This window comes from Herpetosiphon geysericola (assembly GCF_001306135.1).
Taxonomy (GTDB): Bacteria; Chloroflexota; Chloroflexia; order Chloroflexales; family Herpetosiphonaceae; genus Herpetosiphon; species Herpetosiphon geysericola.
Window position 1 is genome coordinate 94,504 of the sequence record NZ_LGKP01000007.1, and the last position, 21,157, is coordinate 115,660.

The following is a 21,157-nucleotide window of genomic DNA, read 5'->3' on the forward strand; positions in this document are numbered from 1 at the left end:
GATCCACGAAGAGCACGAAACTACACGAACGTTTGCTTGCTTCGTGCTCTTCGTGGATCGAAATTAACTGTTTTTCTGTGCTTGATATGCTTCCCACAGCGCTTGTGGATCTTCCGCATGCAGCATAATATGGCCGCAATTGCCACAAACTGCACATTTCACCCATGTATCAACTGGTTTTTTCAGCAATAAGGCTTCAGGTTTGCTGTAAACTGTCACCATCAGTCGTTTAAGATCACTTTCTAGCTCATGGATCATCGCATTCGGAATAATCTTGTTTGATTGGCAAATTGGGCAGTGTGCTATGTGCATCCTCTCGATCCTTTCTTACAACCCAACAACCATAATTAATCTGATTTAGCGATTGAAAACTGGCTGCATCAGATCAATTTCTGGCATTGTCAGCGGCACGCTGATTTGCAGCGTATTCAGATCTAGGATACGTAGCGCAGTATGAAAAGTTTGCTCATCATAGGTTGTGAAGGCAATCCGCTGATCAAGCCATTGGGGATCGAAGGCATTGGCTTGGAGTAACTTGGCTTCACTGCCATCACGCTTGATCGTATAAATCATGTTGCCAGCAATATCGCCACCGACAATTGCGCTCTCAAAAAACACATACGCCAGTTGCTGGCTATCTGGCGACCAACTTGGATTTTGGGCGCGGCCCCGGGCTTTGGTCAATTGTTGCAAGGCTTGGCCATCAGGCTGAATCACATATAATTCGCGGCCTGATGATTCCTCGCCGCTAAAGCCTCGCGCTGAGCTAAAGGCAATCACACTGCCATCAGGCGCCCAACTTGGCATCCCATCTTGGGCTGGATCGTTGGTGAGTTGCAACAAATTACTGCCATCGCGATTGACCAGATAAATCTCATCGTTGCCTGAACGATTGGATTGAAAGACCAACTGCTGGCCATCAGGCGACCAACTTGGGCTTTGATCGTCGCCCGCTTCGCTGGTTACTTGCACTAAATTAGTGCCATCAACGGAACTAATATAAATGTTAAAGCCATCGCTATCTTGCACTGCAAAAGCCAATTCATTGCCAGCAGGCGAGAACGCTGGGTCCATTGCCCGTGGAAAATCTGGATTAAGCGCTTTGGGTTCGCTGCCATCAAGCGCTGACAGCATCAGCGTCATTTGATTTGGCTGATTGGCCACAAATACCAAACGTGGCCCAACCTCGCCGATTGTCGGCGTCGCGGCAGCGGCAAGGGTGGCGGTTGGCTGGTTGGTTGGAGCAGTGGTTGGCTCGGCGGTTGTATTCGCACAACCAGTCAAACTGGCAATTAACCCAATTAATGCTAAGCTACGAATACGTGACATACATCCCTCATACACAGCTGAATCCATTTTGATCAAAGGTACGTTATGCGCATTTTTGTTACACAAGCCAATCAACTCGATTTAATCTTCGATGCTCAAGCATTTGGCTATCCCGCCGATTTAAACCCAGTGCAATTGCAGGCTGCGGCATTGGTTGGCTGCACTGCCGCCGTAATGGAGCGCTATGCAGAAACCGCCGAGCTTGATTTGACTAGCACGCGCTTGAGTATTCGTTGGAGTTTTGGCAGCGAGCCACGCCGGATCGATCACTATGCAATTGAGGTTAGTCTGCCAACAGCATTAACCGAAGCACGCCAGGCAGCGGTGTTGCGAGCGGCCCAGCATTGCACAGTCCACGCCACGTTGGAGCATCCGCCACTCATCGAGATTCGCCAAGTTTAAGCTTTTGATCCACGAAGCGCACGAAGGACACGAAGGACGGAACCGCGAAGGACACGAAGAGCACGAAGATATGGCTTTTGGCTATCGGCCAAGCAACACGCAACCAATCCCCATCCCCCAACACCTGATCCCTCGGCCAAAACAAAAAAAGCTTGCTCAAGCATAATACTTGAGCAAGCCCAGCAGGTTTGACGGTAGCTAGCTTATTTGAGTTCGAAGATAACCTGAACTTCGATCACTTGGCTTTGTTGGCCAGGTTGGATTGGCGCGCCACTGCCAGCGGCCATATCGCGTGATTGCTCAAATGAACCAGGATAGGTTACTGGGGTAACGGTTTCGCTAATGACCAACACTTCGCCAACTTGGGCGTTGCTCACAGCGGCGTATTGTTCGGCGCGCAATTGAGCATCTTTGATTGCTGCTTGGCGAGCTGCTTCCAATGATGTAGCTGGGTCGGCAACGTCGAAGCTCAAGCCTGAGATGTTGTTTGCGCCAACTTCGACGACTTTATCCAACAAGCCGCCAGCAGCGCTGACCGAAACTTTGACCCGCACGCTGTTGATCGCATCGTAGCCCTTCAAAACTGGCGTGTTGCCTGAGTAATCGTAGCTTGGTGAGATGTTTAAGTTGGTGGTTTGGATATCGGCTTCGGCAATGCCTGCGGCCTTCAATTGTTCGATCAAAGCATTCATTTTGGCATTGTTATCGTTCAAAGCGCTTTTGGCATCTGCTGCGTTGGTGTTCACACCAATCGTCACATAGGCAATATCGGGAGTAACTTTAACTTCGCCACGGCCTGTAACTGAAATCCGTTTGCGGTTTGAAGTATCGGTTTGGGCTGCACTGCCACGGGGCAAAATCACCAATGAGGCAATTCCAAACCCAACAATCAACAACAGTGCCAACGACCAACCGATGATTGAATTTCGCGTGTTCATTATCCATTCCTCATAGTAGCAAGTGAATTAAGTAAACGCTATAAGCAGGGTTCAGCACCATTCCGGCTTGGGCTAAGCATTGCTTATTTGGTTTCTGTATACTCAACGCCAGCGGCTTGCAATTTGTTCCCGCAAGCTTTTGATATAATTATTTGGTGATTTTGCCGCAACCCGCGTGAGCATTCTAAGGAGTTGACGATGATCGATTTGCGCAGCGATACCGTAACCAAGCCAAGTTTGGCCATGCGTGAGGCCATGCATCATGCAGAAGTTGGCGACGACGTGTTTGGCGATGATCCAACGGTCAATCAATTGCAGCGCTATGCCGCCGAGGTGGTGGGCAAAGAGGCGGCAATCTTTGTGCCAAGCGGCACGATGGGCAATTTGGCGGCGCTTTTGGCCCATGCCGGGCGTGGGCAAGAGCTGTTGCTTGGCGACGAATCGCATATTTATCATTACGAGGCAGGCGGTGCTTCGGCCTTGGGTGGCTTGGTGTTTCATCCCATTCCAACCAATGCCCAAGGCGAGCTAGATTTGGCGGCGCTGAATGCGGCGGTGCGACCTGCCTACGATGCCCATGCTGCTCAAGCAGGCGTGGTGTGCTTGGAAAATAGCCACAATCGCTGTGGTGGCACGGTACTTTCATTAGAGTATTTGGCCAAAGTGCGTCAATGGGCCAGCAGCCAAGGCTTGTCAGTGCATATGGATGGCGCACGGGTTTTCAATGCGGCGGTAGCGCTGGGCGTGCCAGCAAGTGCAATTACCCAGCACGTCGATAGCGTGCAATTCTGCTTATCCAAGGGCTTGGGTGCGCCAATTGGCTCGCTGGTGGCTGGTTCGGTGGAGTTTATCAAAAAGGTGCATCGCTGGCGCAAAATGCTGGGCGGCGGAATGCGCCAAGTTGGCGTAGTTGCCGCAGCAGGCTTGATTGCGCTTAACGAAGGCCGCGAGCGCTTGATCGATGACCATGTGAATGCCAAAATGTTGGCCGAAGCCCTAAGCCAATTGCCCCAAATTGAGCTAGATTTGGCGTCGGTGCAAACCAACATTATTGTGTTTGGCTTACGAGATAGCAGCTTTACGCCTGAACAATTGACCGAACGCTTACGTCAAGTTGGAGTATTGATCGTGCCATTCAAAGGCCGTTTACGCGCCGTGACCCACGTTGATGTTAATCGCGATCAATGTGCCGAAGCCGCCAGAATTATTGCCGACGTGTTGCAAAGCGCATAATCCCGTTACAAATTTTGCACATGCGCGCCCTGTGGCTCGTGTATCCTATACGGTATCAAGAATCGTAACTAGACAAGGATATTGGGCGATGAGCGAAATAGCGAATAAACTGGCACATGTTCGGGCAGCAATTGCCCGCTATAAATATGGCGCTGTGCGTTTGCGTGGCGTCGATTGGTTTGCATGGGCCACTGCTGGCCTCGATAACGTGGTTATTTTGACGACTGAAACTGGAATTGCCGAGGTCGTGATTACCGCCGATCAGGCCTTTATCGTCACTGATTCAGTTGAAGTTGATCGCTTGCGCGACCAAGGCATCCCGCCTGAATATCAACTTTGGGCCAGCAGTTGGGCCACGCCGCAGCAGCGCAACCAAGCAGTGCGCGAATGGAGCAACGCAACCTTGGTGGCCTCAGATCGGCCGGCTCAAGGCGAGGTTGGGCTGCCGCCTGAGTTAGTCGCGGCTAAATTGCGCTTAGTGCCAGAGGAAATTGTGCGCTATCAGGCGCTTGGCCGCACCACCGCCCACATTATGACCAAAGTGCTCAGTGCAGCCAAGCCCGATTGGACTGAATTTCAATTGGCAGGCGCAGCCGCCGCTGAGCTTTGGAGCCATGGCATTCACCCAGCTTTGACCTTGGTTGGCGGCGAACGACGCTTGCCCTTGTATGGTCACTTGCCTGCAACTCACGAGCCAATCGGCCAACGCGCAATGCTGGTGGTTTGTGCCCGCCAAGCTGGCTTGTATGCCAATGTCAGCCGCTATGTGCACTTTCGGCCAGAAACCGCTGCCGAACGCGCAAACTACGAACAGGTGATTGCAATCGAAGCCGAAATTATCGCGGCGGCGCAAGTTGGCAGCACGGTTGGCGCAGTCTACGAAGCAGCAGTTGCGGCCTACAACCAACGTGGCGTGGTTGAACAAATGCAGCGTTTGCATCAAGGTGGCACCACTGGCTATCAATCGCGCGAAGTTGTGGCCCGTCCAGGCGAGACAACAATTATCGAAGCCAACACGGCTATGGCATGGAACCCAAGTTTGGCTGGGGTAAAAATCGAAGATACCATTCTGCGCACTGCCGCTGGGGTCGAAGTGCTCTCGGTTGATCCTGCTTGGCCAAGTGTGGAATATGCAGGGCTACGCCGAGCATTACCCTTAGTCATTTAGGAGCAACCCAATGAATCTCAGTGATACACCACATCGTCGTTACAACCCACTTACTGATGAATGGGTCTTAGTTTCGCCGCATCGCACTGCCCGCCCATGGCAGGGTCAAGTTGAAAAAGTCATTCCTGATCAGCGCCCAGCCTTTGATGCCGCATGTTATTTATGCCCTGGCGTAACCAGAGCCAATGGCGAGATCAACCCAGCCTATACCAGCACCTTCGTTTTTCCCAATGATTTTGCAGCCTTGCTGCCTGATAGTCCCAGCGCAACGCTTGCTGATGGCCTGTTTCAAGCCCACAGCGAGCGCGGTATCTGCCGCGTTATCTGCTTCTCGCCCCGCCACGATTTAACCTTGGCCGAAATGGAGATTCCCGATATTCGCTTGGTCGTCGATTTATGGGCTAGCCAATTTAGCGAGCTTGCAGCGATCGATTGGATCAAGCATGTCGAGATTTTCGAAAATCGTGGCGCCGCCATGGGCGCGAGCAATCCGCACCCGCACGGCCAAATTTGGGCTAACGAAAGCATTCCAACGATTGTAGCCAGCGAGCAACGCAGCCAAAAAGCCTATTTCGCCCAACATCAACGCCCACTCCTACTCGATTATGTCGAGCAAGAAGTGGCGCGGAATGAACGGGTGGTGTATGCCAACGAGCATTGGGCGGCAGTTGTGCCATTTTGGGCAGTTTGGCCCTATGAAACCATGCTCTTGCCTCGCCGCGCAGTCAGCACCTTGGCCGAATTGAGCGAGGCTGAACGCGATAGCCTTGCAGATTTGCTCAGCCATACGTTAATTCGCTACGATAATTTATTTCAGACCTCGTTTCCCTATACGTTTGGCTGGCACAATGCGCCCTGCGATGGCGCAGATTACGCCCATCACGTGGTGCATGCTCATATTTACCCACCATTGTTGCGCTCAGCCACGGTGCGCAAATTTATGGTTGGCTACGAGATGTTGGCCCAAGCCCAGCGCGATTTGACCGCTGAAACCGCCGCCCAACGCCTGCGTGATTTGCCCAGCCTACATTGGACGAAGGCTGAGTAAGCGATTAACGAAAAAAGCCGCGCTCTTGTTCAGAGCGCGGCTTTGGCTTTAAGTGCTAAATCGAAATCCAGCCGCCATCGTTTTCGTCGGAGCGATGGGCTGCATCGAGCAAGGTTTGGGTCAGCAAACCATCAGCAAAGGTGGCTGCTTGGGCTAGCGCATCGTGCTGACCACGGCTGTAGGCCTTTAGTGCATGGCCAAGATAGACCGTTCCCACCGGAAAGTTACCACTGATTTCACTGGGAATTGCCACGGTATGGGCGGGCGTGCGCTCTTGCCATTCGCCATCACGCTCGGCGTGCCACAAGCGCGCACCTTCAATTTTGATTGCTCCATGTTCGCCATGAATGATCATACGGTCGTTTTCGTTCAAAGCCGCCACCCCGCTGATCATCACTGAAGCGAAGCCGCCATTAACCAAGCGCACTTGGGCGGTCGCAAAATCATCGCTGGTAACTGGCAAGAGCTGATCATCAAGAGGACGCTCGCCAACAAAGGTGTGTAAAATGGCCCGAATCGAGCTAAAATCGCCACACAGCCAGCGCAACATATCAATTTGATGTGAGCCAATTGCGCCCCACGCGCCACCAGCTTGCTCTTTATCGCTCCACCAATTCCAAGGTCGTTGCGGGTCAGCGCGCGATGAGAAGATAACGCTGCTATTGACATGGCGAATCTGGCCAATCGCATTATCGTTAATCAAAGCCCGCGCCATTTGAAAAATTGGCAAAAAACGCAATTCATGATCGATCAAACTTAATTGCTCAGGATGGGCTTGGGCGGTTTCGAGCATGGTTTGAGCTTCAAGCTGGTTGAGCGCGGTTGGTTTTTCGCACAACACATGCTTGCCAGCCTGCAACGCAGCCACACTCATTTCGCAGTGAGTTCCAGGCGGAGTCACAATCGAAATCAAATCTGCATCGCTGCTCAGCAGATCGCGCCAGTTTTCAAAAGCTTCAACCTCTAAAGTGGCAGCTTCGCGCTGCGTTTTTTCATAATTTTGGGCGGCGATGCCCACGATTTTCAGCCCAGCAGAACGAAAAGCTGGCACCTGAACGCGAGCACCCCAACCGGTGCCAATAATTGCAATCTTCATCAAAAAAACCTCCCTTGGAGCGCAATGCAAGGCTAACGTGCGTCGAGTTGGGCGAGACTTTGCTCGATTTCCTGACGCGGCAAGCCCAATTGCTCAAGGCTTGCATCGCTGCTGCTGAGCAATTGATGATACCACGCCTGAGCATCGCTACATGCAGCTTCGGCAAATTCGGTGGCTTCAAGCCACTGCCAGAGATGATCATCGGCATTAGGATAATCACCAACTGCTGCATAGACGCGCCAAGCATCATCAAGAGTTGCAGGCTCTAACTCGTAATTGCTCAATTCGGCTAGGCCAGCACTGGCAGCTTCGCGCACTTCGGGCGGAATCTTCTGGCCCGAACGCACCAAAGCCCCATAGAGCAGCAAGGCCCGATCAAAGCGCCGATAGGCTTCATCGATCATGCCTTGTTCTTGGAAGCATTGGCCTTCGGCAACGTGCAAGGCGGCCAGCACCGCACAACGATCAAGATCGATCGTATCCTCATATTGAATCAGCTTGAGCAAATCTTCATCGGGCAGCAAATCGACGAAATGGCTATTGGTATCAAATAAATCGCGATAGGCACTATTAATCGTTGCTTGAGCTTCTTCGAGCGAGCCAGCCTCGCGCAAACGCACAATCTTGCGCCAAATCAGGCCAAATTGTTCGATCAACCGTAAAATATAATCGCGCATACATCCTCAAAAAACAGCGCAGTTTAAGGTTTGTCCCCAAACTGCGCCCACGATTTAGCCTAATTGCTTGATCAACTCATTCGGATCGTTGGTTGGCAATTTACAAGCGCGCCGCACGCAAACGTAGGCCGTGGCCTGTTGGTTCAGCAACGGTCGCTCGGCCAACAACGGAATTAGGCTTTGGGCCGCGTGATCATCAGGCTTGCAGGCCGCGACAACTTTGTTAGGCTGGTAGTTGCGATAGGTTGCTTGCAACAAAGCCTTGAATTGAGGATCAGCTGGATCGCCAATTAATGCAACTTCGCGTGGCTCGGCCAAAGCAAAATCGGCGGCAGCAAGCAAGCGCCCAAACGCACCAGGCAACTGAATCAACGCGCCGCTCAAATTGGATAACACGGTTCCAGCATATTGGCGATACTCATAGCGATCAAGCAGAGTTGCCAAACGCAGCAACACATCGACCGCCACCGAATTGCCAGCAGGTGTGGCGTTGTCGTAGAGGTCGCGCGGGCGGGTGATCAATTGTTCGTGATCGCTGGCTGTGTCAAAAAAGCTACGTTGCTCTTCATCCCAAAAGCGCTCGGTCATGCTTTCGGCCAATTCAATCGCCACCTGCAACCAACGCAAATCAAACGTTGCCTCATACAAGGCAATCATACCATCGGCGACACACGCGTAATCTTCGAGGTAGCCCTTAAATTTCGCTTGGTCATCTTTGTAGGAGCGATATAACTGACCATCTTTGTAGAGCTTGCTGGTGATGAATTCTGCATTGCGAATTGCTGCCGCGCGATATTCCTCGTTGTCGAGCACATTCGCCGCAAAGGCCAAACTGCGCAACATCATGCCATTCCACGAAGCCAAAATTTTCTCATCGCGGCCTGGGCGAATGCGGGTATTGCGCTGGGCCAAGAGCGTTGCCCGAATCGCAGCGATGCGCTGGGCCAAATCTTCTTCGCTAATGCTCAACTCTTTGGCTACCACGCTTGGCTCTTGCGCCACATACAAAATCGAATGGCCCTCGAAATTGCCTTCTGGCTGAATATTCCAATACAATTGGGCCAGCGCTGCATCTTCAGGGCTGAGCAATTGCTGAATCTCGGCCAAACTCCAAACGTAGAACTTGCCTTCTTCGCCTTCGCTATCAGCATCTTCTGCTGCGTAAAAACCGCCGTCGGGGCTGGTCATTTCGCCCAAAATATAGCCAATACTTTCCTCGGCAATCCGGCGATAGAACGGCTCGTGGGTGGCTTGGTAGGTTTCGAGATACAGCTGAGTGAGCAATGCGTTGTCGTAGAGCATCTTCTCAAAGTGCGGCACCAACCATTGGGCATCGACCGAATAGCGGGCAAAACCACCGCCAAGCTGATCGTACATGCCGCCATTGGCCATTGCTTGCAAGGTTTGGGTCACTTGATTCAGCGCATCTTGATCTTCGCTGCGCAGCCACGTGCGCAAAACCATGCCAAAAATCAAGGCTTGGGGAAATTTGGGTGCGCCGCCGTAGCCGCCAAAGCGGCTATCAAATTGGCTCATTTGACGTTGAGCAGCAACATTCAACTGGCTTTTGCTGAGCTTCACTTTTTCGAGATCAAAGCTCAAAATATCTTGTAAATGCTCACGCATTTGTTCAGCGCTATGAAACACCTCTTCACGGCGGTCGCGGTAGGCTTCGGCCACGCCATGCAGCACCTGTTGAAACGAGGGCATATTGTGGCGCGGCTCTGGCGGGAAGTAGGTTCCGCCATAAAACGGCGCGCCCTCGGGCGTTAAAAAGACCGTCATCGGCCAGCCACCATGGCGGGTCATGGCTTGGACAGCGGCCATATATAACGAATCAATATCAGGCCGCTCCTCGCGATCGACCTTGATATTGACGAACAATTCATTCATCACAGCGGCGGTCGCTGGGTCTTCAAACGATTCATGGGCCATCACATGGCACCAATGGCAGGCGCTATAGCCCACACTTAATAAAATTGGCTTATCATCTTGTTTGGCACGTTGCAAGGCTTCTTCGCCCCACGCATACCAATCGACGGGGTTTTCGGCGTGTTGCAACAAATAAGGGCTAGTTTCATGAATTAAACGATTTGCCATAACGGCTCCTTAACTAAGCTATACGTAGTATATAGCAGGTCTAGCGCCGAGGAGATTAATGGAGTACTAACTTTCGCTGCTGATGGGCACAAGCCCCAGTCTTTAATATTGCAATGATCCATTTGCAAAAAACTTGGATTCGCCATCCTTCCGTCCATCCGCTGGAGGGAGAGGCAGGGGATTTCATCCCTCTGCACCCCTAATATTTGTTCGGTGGATTATTACAGCAGCACAGATATAGACCAAACAGTGTTTAATGAGAATACATCAGGCCTACTCAAATACGAAAATTATGTCAATTGATGGAGAAATATATGCTCGAACATGCCTTGCCTGACCCAATGCTGCTCACATGGATGGGCAGTTATACCCACGCCGATTTGGAGCATGTGACCCGTGCGACCCAGCTTTTACACCATTTAGCGCCATTTCGCAGCCTAAGCGAGGCAGCGGTAATTGGGCGTTGGTTTACATGGCTGTTGATGCTTGAACATCACACATTAACGTACCTTGATTTGAATCTCGAGCAAGCACAGCGCTATTGGCGTGGGTTGCGGGCAGTCGCCGAAAACCGATCGGCGGGCACATCGGTGCTTGGCCAAGCCTTAGGCGATTTCGTGGGTAATTTGCCGCGCTTACCCGCCTTCAGCAGTGGCGATTTAATGTTAGTCAGTTTGGCGATTGGGCATACGCTCGATGGCTTGGCCTGGCGCTATACTTGGCAAAGCCAACAAAGCGAGCCAGTAGCTAGCTCATTGTTGGATGCAATGGGGCGTTCGAGTGGCATCTATACAGCCTTGACCTTGTTGAGTGCCTTGCGCGGCTGGCGCTTATCCGAGGTGCTGCTCAACCATCCTGCGCGGCGCTGCATGAAAGTGGTCGAGGCGGTTGCAGGCAGTTTGCGCCTCCAACCAACCTCGGCCTTACCAGATAATTTGTGGCAAGCGCTTGAGCAAGCCTTTGCGCCGCTCGATAAACAATGGGCTGATTATCGGCAGACTAGCGGCTTGCTCTTGCAGCGCTACCAAACATGGCTCGCCAGCGAACAGGCTACTGACGACGCAAGCGCTGAGTAAGCGTCTGATAAAAATGGGCTTGCGGATAGACATGAGCAAAGCGACAAATTTCTTCAGCCCGCGTCACCTCAATCTGATCATCAGGCTCAATCGGAAACGACCACTGGCCATCAAGGCTAATAATCGTTGGATGATGGCGGGCCAACGTCCAAGTAATTTTAGTTGCTGGCGGTAGCACCAGCGCTGGCAAACTGGTTAAGTGGCCAGCCACCGTCACCAACAACAACGAATCGGAGCGCGGGTCGAGCACCGGCCCGCCTGCGGCTAAGGCATAGGCGGTCGAACCAGTTGCGGTTGAAACCAACACCCCATCAGCACGATAGCTGGTCAGTGGCATGTCGTCGATCGCAACTGAAACATGGACGACGCGCGCCACATCACGCCGCGAGAGCAACACCTCGTTCAAGGCCAAATCGTTGTAGATCTCTTGGCCTTGGCGCAACACCCGTGCTCGCACCAAGGTGCGCTGATCGTACCAGCCGCCGCCGCTGAGCAACACCTCAAGCCCTTCAAAGACCGATTCTTCGGTTACTTCGGCCATAAAGCTGAGGTGGCCCATCGCCACGCCCAAAATTGGCATCGTGTGGGTGATACCAACCCGGGCAGCGCGCAACACCGTGCCATCGCCGCCCAACGCCAACAACAATTCGCAGGGTGCGACCAACTCTGGCTCATCGCGGGCACTTTGCGATGTGCCTAGCCACACACTTAACCCTCGTTCGCCTAACCAAGCCGCAATTCGTTCCCCTGCTTGGGCTGTTGCAGGCACAAGGGGATTGTATAAAACGCCAATTGTTTGCATAGCGCCTCCTGTGGTGGCCATTCTGCGCTGCATCATAACACACTCACTAGGCCGCTCGCTATTTGGCTGCTTGGCGCACCACCCATTTCACCGCATCAATCACCAGCTCTGGTTGATCAAGGTGTATGTAATGGCCACTGTGTTCAGCAATCTGCTGCTGGCTATTGCTCGAAAGCTGGGTCAATTCGTGTTGCAATTCATCCCAAACTTGTTCAAATTCCTCGGTCATTGCAGGCTCGGCCATACCACGGGTGAGCACAACCAACGGCAAGTCGTTGAGCGGTTGCGGCGCTTGGGCACGATTCAAATCTTGCTGCACTGCTTGCAACGCTGCTGCAAGTGATTCACAGGTGGCATTTTGATAGGAACTGGCGCGAATCGAGGCTTGATTGGCTGCTGGCAGCTTGGCATAGGTGGCTTGCGCTTGGTCAAATAACCCAATGCCGCGAATAATCCCAAAAGGAGCAACCGCATCACAGACCAGCATCGACTGACGCATTAATTCAAAGGGATCGTCGGCAAGCTTGGGCTGTCGTTGTTGCTGTTGTTCGTGCGATGAATCGACCAGCACCAAACCAACAACATCATCAGGGTAGCGCTGGGCATAGTCGCGGATATACAAACCGCCAGCGGAATGACCAACCAACACATATGGCCCTGAAATTTTGGCTTGATTGAGCAGTTCTTGCAAAGTTTGGGCAATCGAGCCACTATCTGCCTTGCCTGCAACAGCATCGCTCCAACCCATGCCAACCCGATCGTAGGCACAAACTCGATATTGCTCAGCTAATGTTGGTTGAACCAAGCCCCAAACATCGGCGTTATCACCTAAGCCTGCTTCGAGCACAATCGTTGGGCTACCACTCCCCATACAAACGAGGCGCATCGCATGGCCATTGACCATGATTTGCTGCTCAGCAGGCAAAAAGCGTTGGCGATCACGCTGGCTGGCCCAGCGTTGAAAAAACCAGCCCCCAATCAGTAACCCAACAATCAAGAGGCCAAGCCAGCGCATCCAGCGCCCAATCCGCCGTAACAGCGAACGTTTTGGTTGTGTATTCATGGCTATTCCTTAAATCAAAAGATATAGCCTAACTATAGCCAAGCCAGCGCCAAACCATAGGTTAATCAGGGTGAACGGCCCTCGTCAATTCGGGCGATGGCAGCATCGATCTTGCGGACGCTTCATAGAGGATTATTGTCGAGTGGCTGGTGGGTTCCACGCTTAAACCAAATAGTTTGGCCATCACAATGGGCGTAATAGCCCCGCCACAGCGTAAAATCGCCTGGCTGACCATACAAAACATAGGTATGCTGGCGAATATAGTTCAGCAGTTTAAGCGCAATTGAAGCTTGAAAAGGTGCCTGAGATCGATTGGGATCTGCTTGGCACAAGGCCCATTCAAGCGCAAACATGGAACTATAGCTGGTGTAGGCTGGTAATCGCTGGAGCTGAAAATAGTGCCATGGAAAATCACCACTGACAGGAATTAATTGCGCAATTGGCTGATGCTTGGCACATAACCACCAAAAGCAATTCGCTTCAATCCATCGAGTATGATTCACGCCAATCATATCTCAGTAAACTTCCATATATTACAGGGGTTCAGTTGCATAGCGCACAACTTCAAGCACCTGCGCAGGATCACAGCCATAGATGCCTGCCCCCCAAGCTGCGTTAAGTTCAACCACCGCCCAGCCACGTCCTGCAATTACGCCAACGTCGATTACCACAGCACGCGGAAGTTCAACCTGCGGATCATCCAAAAGGTGCTGCAAAAATTGCTCAAGCTCAGCATGTTCCTCGGCAGTGCTCGCAAAATCAGCTTCATCTTGGGGCGCAGCATAGCGAGCATAAAGCGAAGCAGTACGTAATTGACGATCAAGCACAAAGCAGCGAAATTCCTTCTCCCAAACCACGACTTCCGCCACCAACACAGGAAGATCAACCGCGTCAGTAGGCAGTTTGTCGTTTGGCATATACACCTTGGCTGGAAAGCGTTTATCGTTTGGCGGTTTTACAAAGGCTGGCAGCATAGCCTGAGCAGTTTCAATACTGGTTAATTGAATCTGGCGCTGGCGATATTGCATAGGAAGTCGCGGTAGCCAGGTATCTGGCGGTTCAGGGAGATTCAAACCCAACGCTTCTGCAATCGGGTGGGCAAATCCACCTTCTAGGTAAAGCACAACAGGAGGATTAATCGGCACTTGTGGCGGCGCTGTCCAATGAGTAAGCCGCTGAACATGCCAGCCACGTTGAATTGCCGCCCGCCACAAGGCCTGTGAATCTGGCGTATAGCGCGGTGAAAGCACAAGGGTTGGCTGCTGGTGAACCTCGTCCATCGTTACAACCTCGGTTAATCAAAAAGCCCCTCATCAATTGCAGATGAGGGGCGAGAGTGAGCCGAACTAGCTGCCCAACTCGTCGTCGTCGTCGCCGTCGTCGTTATCAACGTCATCGAGGCTCATTTCGTCGAGATCTTCTTCTTCTTCTTCGCCCATTTCATCAACTTCATCGTCGTCATCGCCATCGAAATCGTAGCGCAACGAGTAATCGCGAACGTATGGCCGGAACGAACCCATATCGCCGCTGAGCTTGCCAGGGAACGAGATTTTGGTGCGTTGCGAAGGGTGTTGGAAGGTTTCGCGAATTACAATCCGCACTTGGCCATTTTCGATGTGGGCAATCGCTGCCGCATATTTATTGCCGCCATCGATCAACTCGGCCAAGCGTTGGGCCAATTTTGGCTCGATCCGCCCAATCAAAATGCCATCGCTGGTATACACATTCAGCAAGCGGCCTTCGTGGCGCAACTCGACGCTTTCGCCACTGCCCAATTGGCTCACCAGCCCTGGGTTAGCAAGATTGGTCAGGGTTGTAATCCCAGTTTTGCCAGTTTCGCTCACAAACAAGCGCAAATCGACCAACTCGCGGCTGCGTTGGTTGGTTTTGCCTTCGCTGCTCAACAATGGCGTTAGCTTATCGATGTTGCGGCGCGCAATGATATTGCTTGGAGCCAACTTCAGAGTTTTTTGATAGGTTTCGAGTGCTTCGCTATACCGATTGACTTCTTGCAAGGCTTTGCCTAAACGGTTATAGGTTTCTGGATCTTCGGCCAGTTCGATTGCTTTGCGATTGAGTTCAATTGCCGCTTCCCACTGATTATTAGCAGCCTCACTAATCGCCTGATCAATTAAACGATTGCGAATACGCATCTTATCATCTTGCTTGGACACTGGTTTCCTCCAGGTTTTAATCACACAGAACGGATGCAGCTCGCGCCACATCCGCTTTAAACTAATCCGAAAACAGCTAATGCTTAAACGTCGAGTTTCAAGGCCGCAAGCAGGCCGAGAAAGCCAACAAAGTTGTTCATGGAGTGGGCTAAAACAGCGCTCCACAAGTTATTGGTGTAGTGGTAGACAATCGCTAAGATGACCCCGCCCAAGAAAATTGGAATCAACAAGGCAATATAGCCAGTCGTCACCCCAAAAACGTGCGGCAGCGCAAACATAACTGCGCTCAACACCACGCCCCAAGTTACGCCGAGCTTTTGGCGTAAGGCCCGAAACGCATAGCCCCGAAAAAAGACTTCCTCTAAAAATGGCCCAATAATCACCACAAACAGGCCAAAGAGGCCAATTTGCAGGTTGCTTGCATCGCGAAATGGGCCTATCAATTGATCTTGCTGATCAGGATTGCTGCCCAAGGCTGTGCCAATTAAGCCAGAGATAAAGTTGGTCACTAAAAAGCTTATGCCAGCCACAAACCCAAGCCCCAAGGCAAGGCCCAGCTTTTTGCTGTTTAGCCCAAACCACGCCAAGGGTAATTTGCGCAGCAGCTTGACCCGCAAGATGCTTGCCATGGTAAAGCCTAAGCCCAAGGTCGGCGCATTCAGCAACATAAAGGTTGGGTCGGTCAGCAACCCTTGAATCTCATCAAGGCTGCTTAAACCCTTGGCCAGCATATAGCCAACCATAATTACCACTTGCAAAATGACCGCAATCAAAAAGCCAATAATCAAATCGGGCAATACCCAATAGGCCATTGGCGTGCTGCTTTGACCTTCTTCGGTTACAAGCACCTGCGGCACTTGATAGGCCTGATCGGCTGGATACCAACCAGCTTGCTGTATTTGCTGTTGGGGCAAAGCTTGCGGTGGGGCAATTGGTGGTTGCGGTACGCCGCCCAAGGCTTTTAATACTGCGTCGTTGCGTTCGCGCTGTTGGTCGTCGTTGCCGTAGCTCATACTGCACCTACTGCCAGCGCTTCGCCAACCAGATCGCCGCCTAGCCACCATGGCCTGGTTTCGGTCACATGAATGTTGACCACTTTGCCATACCAATTGCCTTCGGCCTCGAAAAAGACCAATTTGTTGTTGCGATCGCGACCGCGCCACTTGCCTTTGGTAAATTCTTCGACCAACACTTCAACATCATGGCCTAAAAGCTCTTCGTTGCGCTCAGTAATAATTCGTTCTTGCAAACGCTCAAGCGCAATCCGGCGATATTGCTTTTCTCCATGTTCAACTGCCAAAGCTGGGTCAAGCTCCATCTCGCCAGCTTTGGTGCCAGGCCGCGAGGAATAGGCAGCAATATGCACTTTATCGAAGCGCAAATTTTCGACCATTTCCAACGTGCGCTCGAACATCTCGCGGGTTTCGCCAGGATGGCCAACAATAATATCGGTGCTCAACGAGACATTCGGTATAATCTCGCGAATCCGTTCGATCAATTTGGTGTATTTGGCGACGGTATAGCCGCGCTTCATCACCTTGAGCAATTGATCATCGCCTGCCTGAATTGGCAAGTTGATGTCGGGCATCACTTTGGGCAAGCGGGCAATTGTGTGTAATAATTTTTCGCTCATAAAGGCTGGGTGCGAGGTCAAGAAGCGCAAGCGCACCAAACCCGGGGTATCGTGAATATAGTCGAGCAAATCGGCAAGGTCGGGTCGCCCGGGCAAATCGTGGCCATACGAATCGACAATTTGGCCCAGCAAGGTAATTTCCTTGGCTCCACGGGCACAAATTCGGCGCACTTCATCGGCAATTTCGGCCATGGAGCGTGAGCGCTCTTTGCCACGACGCAGCGGAATCACACAATAGGCACACGACATATTGCAGCCATAATTGATTGGCACATGCACATTGACTGGCGGCACTTCCCAATCGGCGACTGGCAAGGCAGGCTCGTCAAGCTGGTAGATTGGGTTTGGCGCTAAGGCCAACACTTCGTCAACCGCCGATGGCGAGACAAAGTGATCAACCATTGGTAATTTTTTCTTGAAGATCGATTGATTATTTGGGCCGACCATACAGCCCCACAGCACAATTTTGGTATCAGGCCGCTCGCGCTTGATCCGTTGAATATCGGTAATTTTGCCGATAATCTTTTCTTCAGCATTGGCGCGCACTGAGCACGAATTTAATACAATAAAATCGGCATCTTCTGCTTGCTCAGCAGGAGTATAGCCTACCCCTTGCAGCGCCGATTCGAGACGCTCTGAATCAGAGACGTTCATTTGACAGCCAACTGTCCATACAAAATAGCGATTTCGTTCCATAACCCTATAGCCTTTACGTCGTTAATAGCAAAAGTCGCAGCATTATAGCCTAGGAATCAGGCCATCGCAACCGTCGCAAGCGAGAGTTTAAGCCAATTAAGCCACGTTTGCAGCCCAAAAAGCCTTGCTTGTATTGTGCCACGTTTTTCTGATTCGGCCCAAAATGAGATATTAATGAATGCTCAGAGTTCCAAGTCGATAGCGGCCATCATCCTGCTTGCCTTCGATCGCCAACTGTAACGGCTGCACATAGCGATTGATTGCAGGTGCAACGATGCTCACTTCGTATTCGCCTGCTGGCAACGAAAATTGATCAAATTGCTGGCTATGTTGATAGGCTTGGCTTGGCAGCACCAGGCGCAAATCAAGGCTCGCTTCTGCTTGCCACACCACTGTCTGAGCGCGATCGCGCACTTGCCATACCAACGGCCAGCGCTCATAAATCGGGGCAACTCCTGCATTTTGCCATGTGCTTTCGAGGTGCAGTTGCTGATCGCGAACGGCGAGTTTGATGCTGCTTGGCGCATAGCGATAGCCAGCTAATGTGCCAGCCAGCCCAAAATTGTGAATATCAGCCTGCGTCCAGTTGCTTGCTTGTTCAGGGCAATTAACTGGATCACGCCAAAAATCCCACGGCCCTTCACGATAGGGCTGGGCAAAATTACCATTGCTCACATACGAAATATGATAGGAAATAACCTGAGTTTGGGCAGCCAAAAACTGGCCGCTATAATCGTGCTCGCCATATTCGCCAATCATCTCGCTAAAAATTGGCGCTACTTTCCAACGTTCAGCGACCAATGGGCCAATTGCTTGGCCATCAACCGTTATCTCACTTTGGATCAGTTGGTCGATATTTTGCATTTGCTCAGGCATGCCCAACGCATCGCGGGTGATGCTCCAATAGGGCTGCTTGGTCATCGCATAGTAAAACACTGGATTCTTGCTTAGCGGAATCGAAATGAGGAAATGCTGGCTAAGCCGAGTGTGCCAACTATCAACTAGCCATCGAGCAGTATCCTCATTGGCCCACATCACATGGCTTTTATCAGCATTCCACGGCAAATAGCCCTCGCCATAGCGGCCATAACTACGCATCTGCACGCCCAAAATCCGCTGATCGCCAGCAAATTCGGCCACAAAGCCATCGAGCAAGGCTTCAAGTCGCGCTTGCACATAGTCATGATTGTAATTTGGATACCAATCGCCCTCGAAGCTGGCGCCAAATGCAGCCTGTTGCAAATATTCAGGCATAAATGGGCCATTGCTGCTTGGGCCAGCACTCGCGCCTAACCCAAGCCAAACCCGCTGGCCTTGCGCTTCTGCACTATCCAACAATTGGTGGATCGGCTGCCAGTTATAGTGATTTTCACTTGGCTCAAGCGCCGCCCACGTCCAACGATCGTAGCGCTCGCGATTCGAAATTAATTTTGCTGGGCAAATCATGGTTTGGCCGCGCCATTGATACAGCCCGCGCCCAGGATTGGCTAGCTCTGCTTGCTCAATTGGAATAATCGTTGGCGTGAATATTTGCCAATTTGGGCTAGTTTGAGGCCGCAGCACATACCAAACCACGCCCAATCCAGCCACTACCAAAAGCCCAATCAGCACCTTAACTGTTCGCATTGCCCAATCCTTTATACCAATCATCATTATTCTAGCATCGATTGTTGCGCAGTCAGGAATAAGGATGAACATCAGAAAGCAAAAGAAAAAAGGGTTCAGGGGTCAGGTATTAGGCTTTGGGCATTAGAAATTAATAATCTGTAGCTCAAAAACTCATCATTCGTGCAATTCGTAGCCAAACTATTAACGCAGAGGCACAGAGAAAAGTCAAAAGTCAAAAGTCAAAAGTCAGAAAGGGTCAGGAATAAGGCTTTGGGCTATGGGAACAATAATCACATCAATCTGTGCAATCTGTGGCTAAAATTAGGATGAGGGATGAAGAATGAAGGGCCAGCGGGATAAACAGAGATCCATCATGGACAGAAGGAACAGCATCCAAACAATCTGTGCCAATCTGTGGCCAAAAATGTAACCTTCGTGCCCTTCGCGTTCTTCGTGGCCTTCGCGGTTATAGCCCTTCGTGCCCTTCGTGTTCCTTCGTGGATCAAAAAAGCTGCGTTCGATCGACAAGCAATCAAACGCAGCTCTGGGCAAAATAAAATTATTTCAGGCGATATTGCTCGTAGCGATGGGCAAATTGGCGTGGCACTGCACCCTTAATTGTCGTGCCTTCTTCGCCAAATTCTTCGCTTTCGATCATGCCACGTTCGTGCCAAAGCGCCACAAGCTCGTTGGCTTTGTAGGGAATCATGACCTCGAATTTGACCATACGCTCCATCAACATTTGCTCAATTGCCGCTTGCAAGCGATCAATCCCGATGTTTTGTTGGGCCGAAATCGCCACCCAGCGGTCGATTGGCAAGCCCAACTCGGTGATCATGCGTACAATTTCAGTGTCGCTCGGTACATCGATTTTGTCGATTTTGTTGAAGACCGTCAGAATTGGCTTATCTTGGACTTTTAGCTCGCTGAGCGTATCCATCACGGTTTTGAATTGTTCTTCAACATTCGGATGAGTCAAATCCAAAACGTGCAACAATACATCGGCTTCGGCGATTTCTTCCAAGGTAGCGCGAAACGCAGCGACCAAGGCAGTTGGCAAGCGTTGAATAAAACCGACGGTATCGGTCATCAATACTGCACGGCCACCAGGCAAGGCAACCTTGCGCGTAGTTGGGTCGAGCGTGGCAAACAACATATCTGCGGCCAGCACATCTGCTTGGGCCAAGCGATTGAGCAGGGTCGATTTGCCAGCGTTAGTATAGCCAACCACCGAAATGATCGGCAAGCCCGATTCTTGGCGATTTTGGCGATACAGCTCGCGGTGGCGATGCACATCGGCCAATTGCTCTTTCAACAAGGCAATGCGTTTGCCAATAATCCGTTGGTCGCTTTCGAGCTGGGTTTCACCAGGCCCGCGCAAACCAACCCCGACCCCTGAACCGCCGCCACCGCCGCCAGATTGGCGCTCAAGGTGCGTCCAAGCGCGACGCAAACGCGGCAGCAAATAATCGTATTGAGCAAGCTCAACCTGCAAACTCCCTTCGCGGGTGCGGGCATGTTGAGCAAAAATATCCAAAATCAAGGTCGTGCGATCAATCACCTTAACTTTGATCAGTTCTTCGAGGTTACGGGCTTGCGAAGGCGAAAGCTCCTCGTCGAAAATCACCACATCATAGGGCGTTTCCGAACGCAAATCAGCAACTTCGCGCACTTTGCCTGGCCCGATATAGGTTTTGGGATTAGGATGATCAAGCTTTTGCGAAACCGTGCCAACCACTTCGAGGCCAGCGGTATCGGCGAGCAAGGCCAATTCATCGAGTGAATCGTCGATGTGCCAAGCTTCGCGGTTATTATAAACATCGCCCCCAACTAACAGGGCGCGTTCCTTAGGTTTGGCGGTAACATGCATTTTTTCCCGAACGGTATTACTCATACAACTCCTTAAAATTTTTCTGCCCACAGCGTGATTAACTGCAAAATCGATAATGTTGTTCTTTTACCATAACTTGATCATTTGAGTTCCGCCTTTCACCAAGGATACGCTGTGGTTGCTCTTTGCTGATACTGTAGCATAATTTTGGCCATGGCTCATCCCTCGCACGACTGATTTTGCTATGCGATAATGGGGTTAATTGTGTGACGCAAGGAGGCGT

At 51.5% G+C, this 21,157-nt stretch carries 20 protein-coding genes; 5 read left to right on the forward strand and 15 right to left on the reverse strand.

Features of this window, described 5'->3' with window-relative positions:
• Positions 1 to 63: 63 nt before the first annotated feature.
• Together SE18_RS03305 and SE18_RS03310 are read right to left on the reverse strand one after the other, a co-directional pair.
• Positions 64 to 312, reverse strand: a complete 249-nt coding sequence (locus tag SE18_RS03305; RefSeq protein ID WP_054532997.1) for a hypothetical protein — start codon at positions 310 to 312, stop codon at positions 64 to 66.
• Between the two features lie 45 nt (positions 313 to 357).
• Positions 358 to 1,329, reverse strand: a complete 972-nt coding sequence (locus SE18_RS03310; RefSeq protein WP_054532998.1) for a TolB family protein — start codon at positions 1,327 to 1,329, stop codon at positions 358 to 360.
• 45 nt (positions 1,330 to 1,374) lie between these two features.
• Here SE18_RS03310 and SE18_RS03315 point away from each other — a divergent pair, with 45 nt between their 5' ends.
• A complete protein-coding gene (locus SE18_RS03315) occupies positions 1,375 to 1,731 on the forward strand; it encodes an OsmC family protein (RefSeq protein ID WP_054532999.1) in 357 nt (118 codons plus the stop codon).
• Between the two features lie 203 nt (positions 1,732 to 1,934).
• On the opposite strand, the gene SE18_RS03320 is transcribed toward SE18_RS03315, so the two are convergent.
• Entirely contained in the window at positions 1,935 to 2,669 is a 735-nt protein-coding gene (locus tag SE18_RS03320) for an SIMPL domain-containing protein (RefSeq protein WP_054533000.1), read from the reverse strand.
• Positions 2,670 to 2,867: 198 nt separating this feature from the next.
• Here SE18_RS03320 and ltaE point away from each other — a divergent pair, with 198 nt between their 5' ends.
• The 3 genes from ltaE to SE18_RS03335 all read left to right on the forward strand — a co-directional run bounded on the left by ltaE (position 2,868) and on the right by SE18_RS03335 (position 6,118).
• Positions 2,868 to 3,902, forward strand: coding sequence for a low-specificity L-threonine aldolase (gene ltaE / locus SE18_RS03325; protein ID WP_054533001.1), 1,035 nt, complete (start codon positions 2,868 to 2,870; stop codon positions 3,900 to 3,902).
• A gap of 88 nt (positions 3,903 to 3,990) precedes the next feature.
• Positions 3,991 to 5,070, forward strand: a complete 1,080-nt coding sequence (locus SE18_RS03330; protein WP_054533002.1) for a M24 family metallopeptidase — start codon at positions 3,991 to 3,993, stop codon at positions 5,068 to 5,070.
• A 10-nt stretch (positions 5,071 to 5,080) separates the two neighbouring features.
• Positions 5,081 to 6,118, forward strand: coding sequence for a UDP-glucose--hexose-1-phosphate uridylyltransferase (locus SE18_RS03335; protein ID WP_054533003.1), 1,038 nt, complete (start codon positions 5,081 to 5,083; stop codon positions 6,116 to 6,118).
• Positions 6,119 to 6,173: 55 nt separating this feature from the next.
• On the opposite strand, the gene SE18_RS03340 is transcribed toward SE18_RS03335, so the two are convergent.
• From SE18_RS03340 to SE18_RS03350, 3 genes are read right to left on the reverse strand one after another with little or no spacing between them, the layout of a single operon-like run.
• The gene (locus SE18_RS03340) at positions 6,174 to 7,214 is read right to left on the reverse strand and encodes a Gfo/Idh/MocA family protein (protein ID WP_054533004.1); all 1,041 of its coding nucleotides are present in this window, start codon (positions 7,212 to 7,214) and stop codon (positions 6,174 to 6,176) included.
• A 32-nt stretch (positions 7,215 to 7,246) separates the two neighbouring features.
• Positions 7,247 to 7,891, reverse strand: coding sequence for a DUF6483 family protein (locus tag SE18_RS03345; protein WP_054533005.1), 645 nt, complete (start codon positions 7,889 to 7,891; stop codon positions 7,247 to 7,249).
• A gap of 54 nt (positions 7,892 to 7,945) precedes the next feature.
• Positions 7,946 to 9,991 carry a thioredoxin domain-containing protein gene (locus tag SE18_RS03350; protein ID WP_054533006.1) on the reverse strand — a complete coding sequence of 682 codons (2,046 nt, stop codon included), beginning with the start codon at positions 9,989 to 9,991 and terminating at the stop codon, positions 7,946 to 7,948.
• A gap of 314 nt (positions 9,992 to 10,305) precedes the next feature.
• Between SE18_RS03350 and SE18_RS03355 the strand changes: the two genes are divergently transcribed.
• Positions 10,306 to 11,067, forward strand: a complete 762-nt coding sequence (locus tag SE18_RS03355; RefSeq protein ID WP_054533007.1) for a hypothetical protein — start codon at positions 10,306 to 10,308, stop codon at positions 11,065 to 11,067.
• Here the strand turns inward: SE18_RS03355 and SE18_RS03360 are convergent.
• From SE18_RS03360 to hflX, 9 genes are all read right to left on the reverse strand, one after another.
• Complete coding sequence (locus SE18_RS03360) at positions 11,042 to 11,869, reverse strand: NAD(+)/NADH kinase (RefSeq protein ID WP_054533008.1); 828 nt, start codon at positions 11,867 to 11,869, stop codon at positions 11,042 to 11,044. The genes SE18_RS03355 and SE18_RS03360 overlap by 26 nt on opposite strands.
• Before the next feature lie 58 nt (positions 11,870 to 11,927).
• Complete coding sequence (locus SE18_RS03365) at positions 11,928 to 12,932, reverse strand: alpha/beta fold hydrolase (protein ID WP_054533009.1); 1,005 nt, start codon at positions 12,930 to 12,932, stop codon at positions 11,928 to 11,930.
• A 122-nt stretch (positions 12,933 to 13,054) separates the two neighbouring features.
• The gene (locus SE18_RS03370) at positions 13,055 to 13,435 is read right to left on the reverse strand and encodes a hypothetical protein (protein WP_152976542.1); all 381 of its coding nucleotides are present in this window, start codon (positions 13,433 to 13,435) and stop codon (positions 13,055 to 13,057) included.
• Positions 13,436 to 13,465: 30 nt separating this feature from the next.
• On the reverse strand, positions 13,466 to 14,212 hold the full coding sequence (locus tag SE18_RS03375; RefSeq protein WP_054533011.1) for an ATP-grasp domain-containing protein: 747 nt from the start codon (positions 14,210 to 14,212) through the stop codon (positions 13,466 to 13,468).
• A 66-nt stretch (positions 14,213 to 14,278) separates the two neighbouring features.
• Positions 14,279 to 15,106: a tetratricopeptide repeat protein gene (locus SE18_RS03380; protein ID WP_054533012.1), complete on the reverse strand. Its 828-nt coding sequence runs from the start codon at positions 15,104 to 15,106 to the stop codon at positions 14,279 to 14,281.
• 83 nt (positions 15,107 to 15,189) lie between these two features.
• On the reverse strand, positions 15,190 to 16,119 hold the full coding sequence (locus tag SE18_RS03385; RefSeq protein WP_054533013.1) for a CPBP family intramembrane glutamic endopeptidase: 930 nt from the start codon (positions 16,117 to 16,119) through the stop codon (positions 15,190 to 15,192).
• Positions 16,116 to 17,435, reverse strand: a complete 1,320-nt coding sequence (locus SE18_RS03390) for a MiaB/RimO family radical SAM methylthiotransferase (protein ID WP_054533014.1) — start codon at positions 17,433 to 17,435, stop codon at positions 16,116 to 16,118. The genes SE18_RS03385 and SE18_RS03390 overlap by 4 nt, the downstream gene beginning before the upstream one ends.
• Before the next feature lie 171 nt (positions 17,436 to 17,606).
• Positions 17,607 to 19,061: a DUF4832 domain-containing protein gene (locus SE18_RS03395; RefSeq protein WP_054533015.1), complete on the reverse strand. Its 1,455-nt coding sequence runs from the start codon at positions 19,059 to 19,061 to the stop codon at positions 17,607 to 17,609.
• Positions 19,062 to 19,602: 541 nt separating this feature from the next.
• Positions 19,603 to 20,937, reverse strand: coding sequence for a GTPase HflX (hflX, locus tag SE18_RS03400; RefSeq protein ID WP_054533016.1), 1,335 nt, complete (start codon positions 20,935 to 20,937; stop codon positions 19,603 to 19,605).
• Between the last annotated feature and the right edge of the window lie 220 nt (positions 20,938 to 21,157).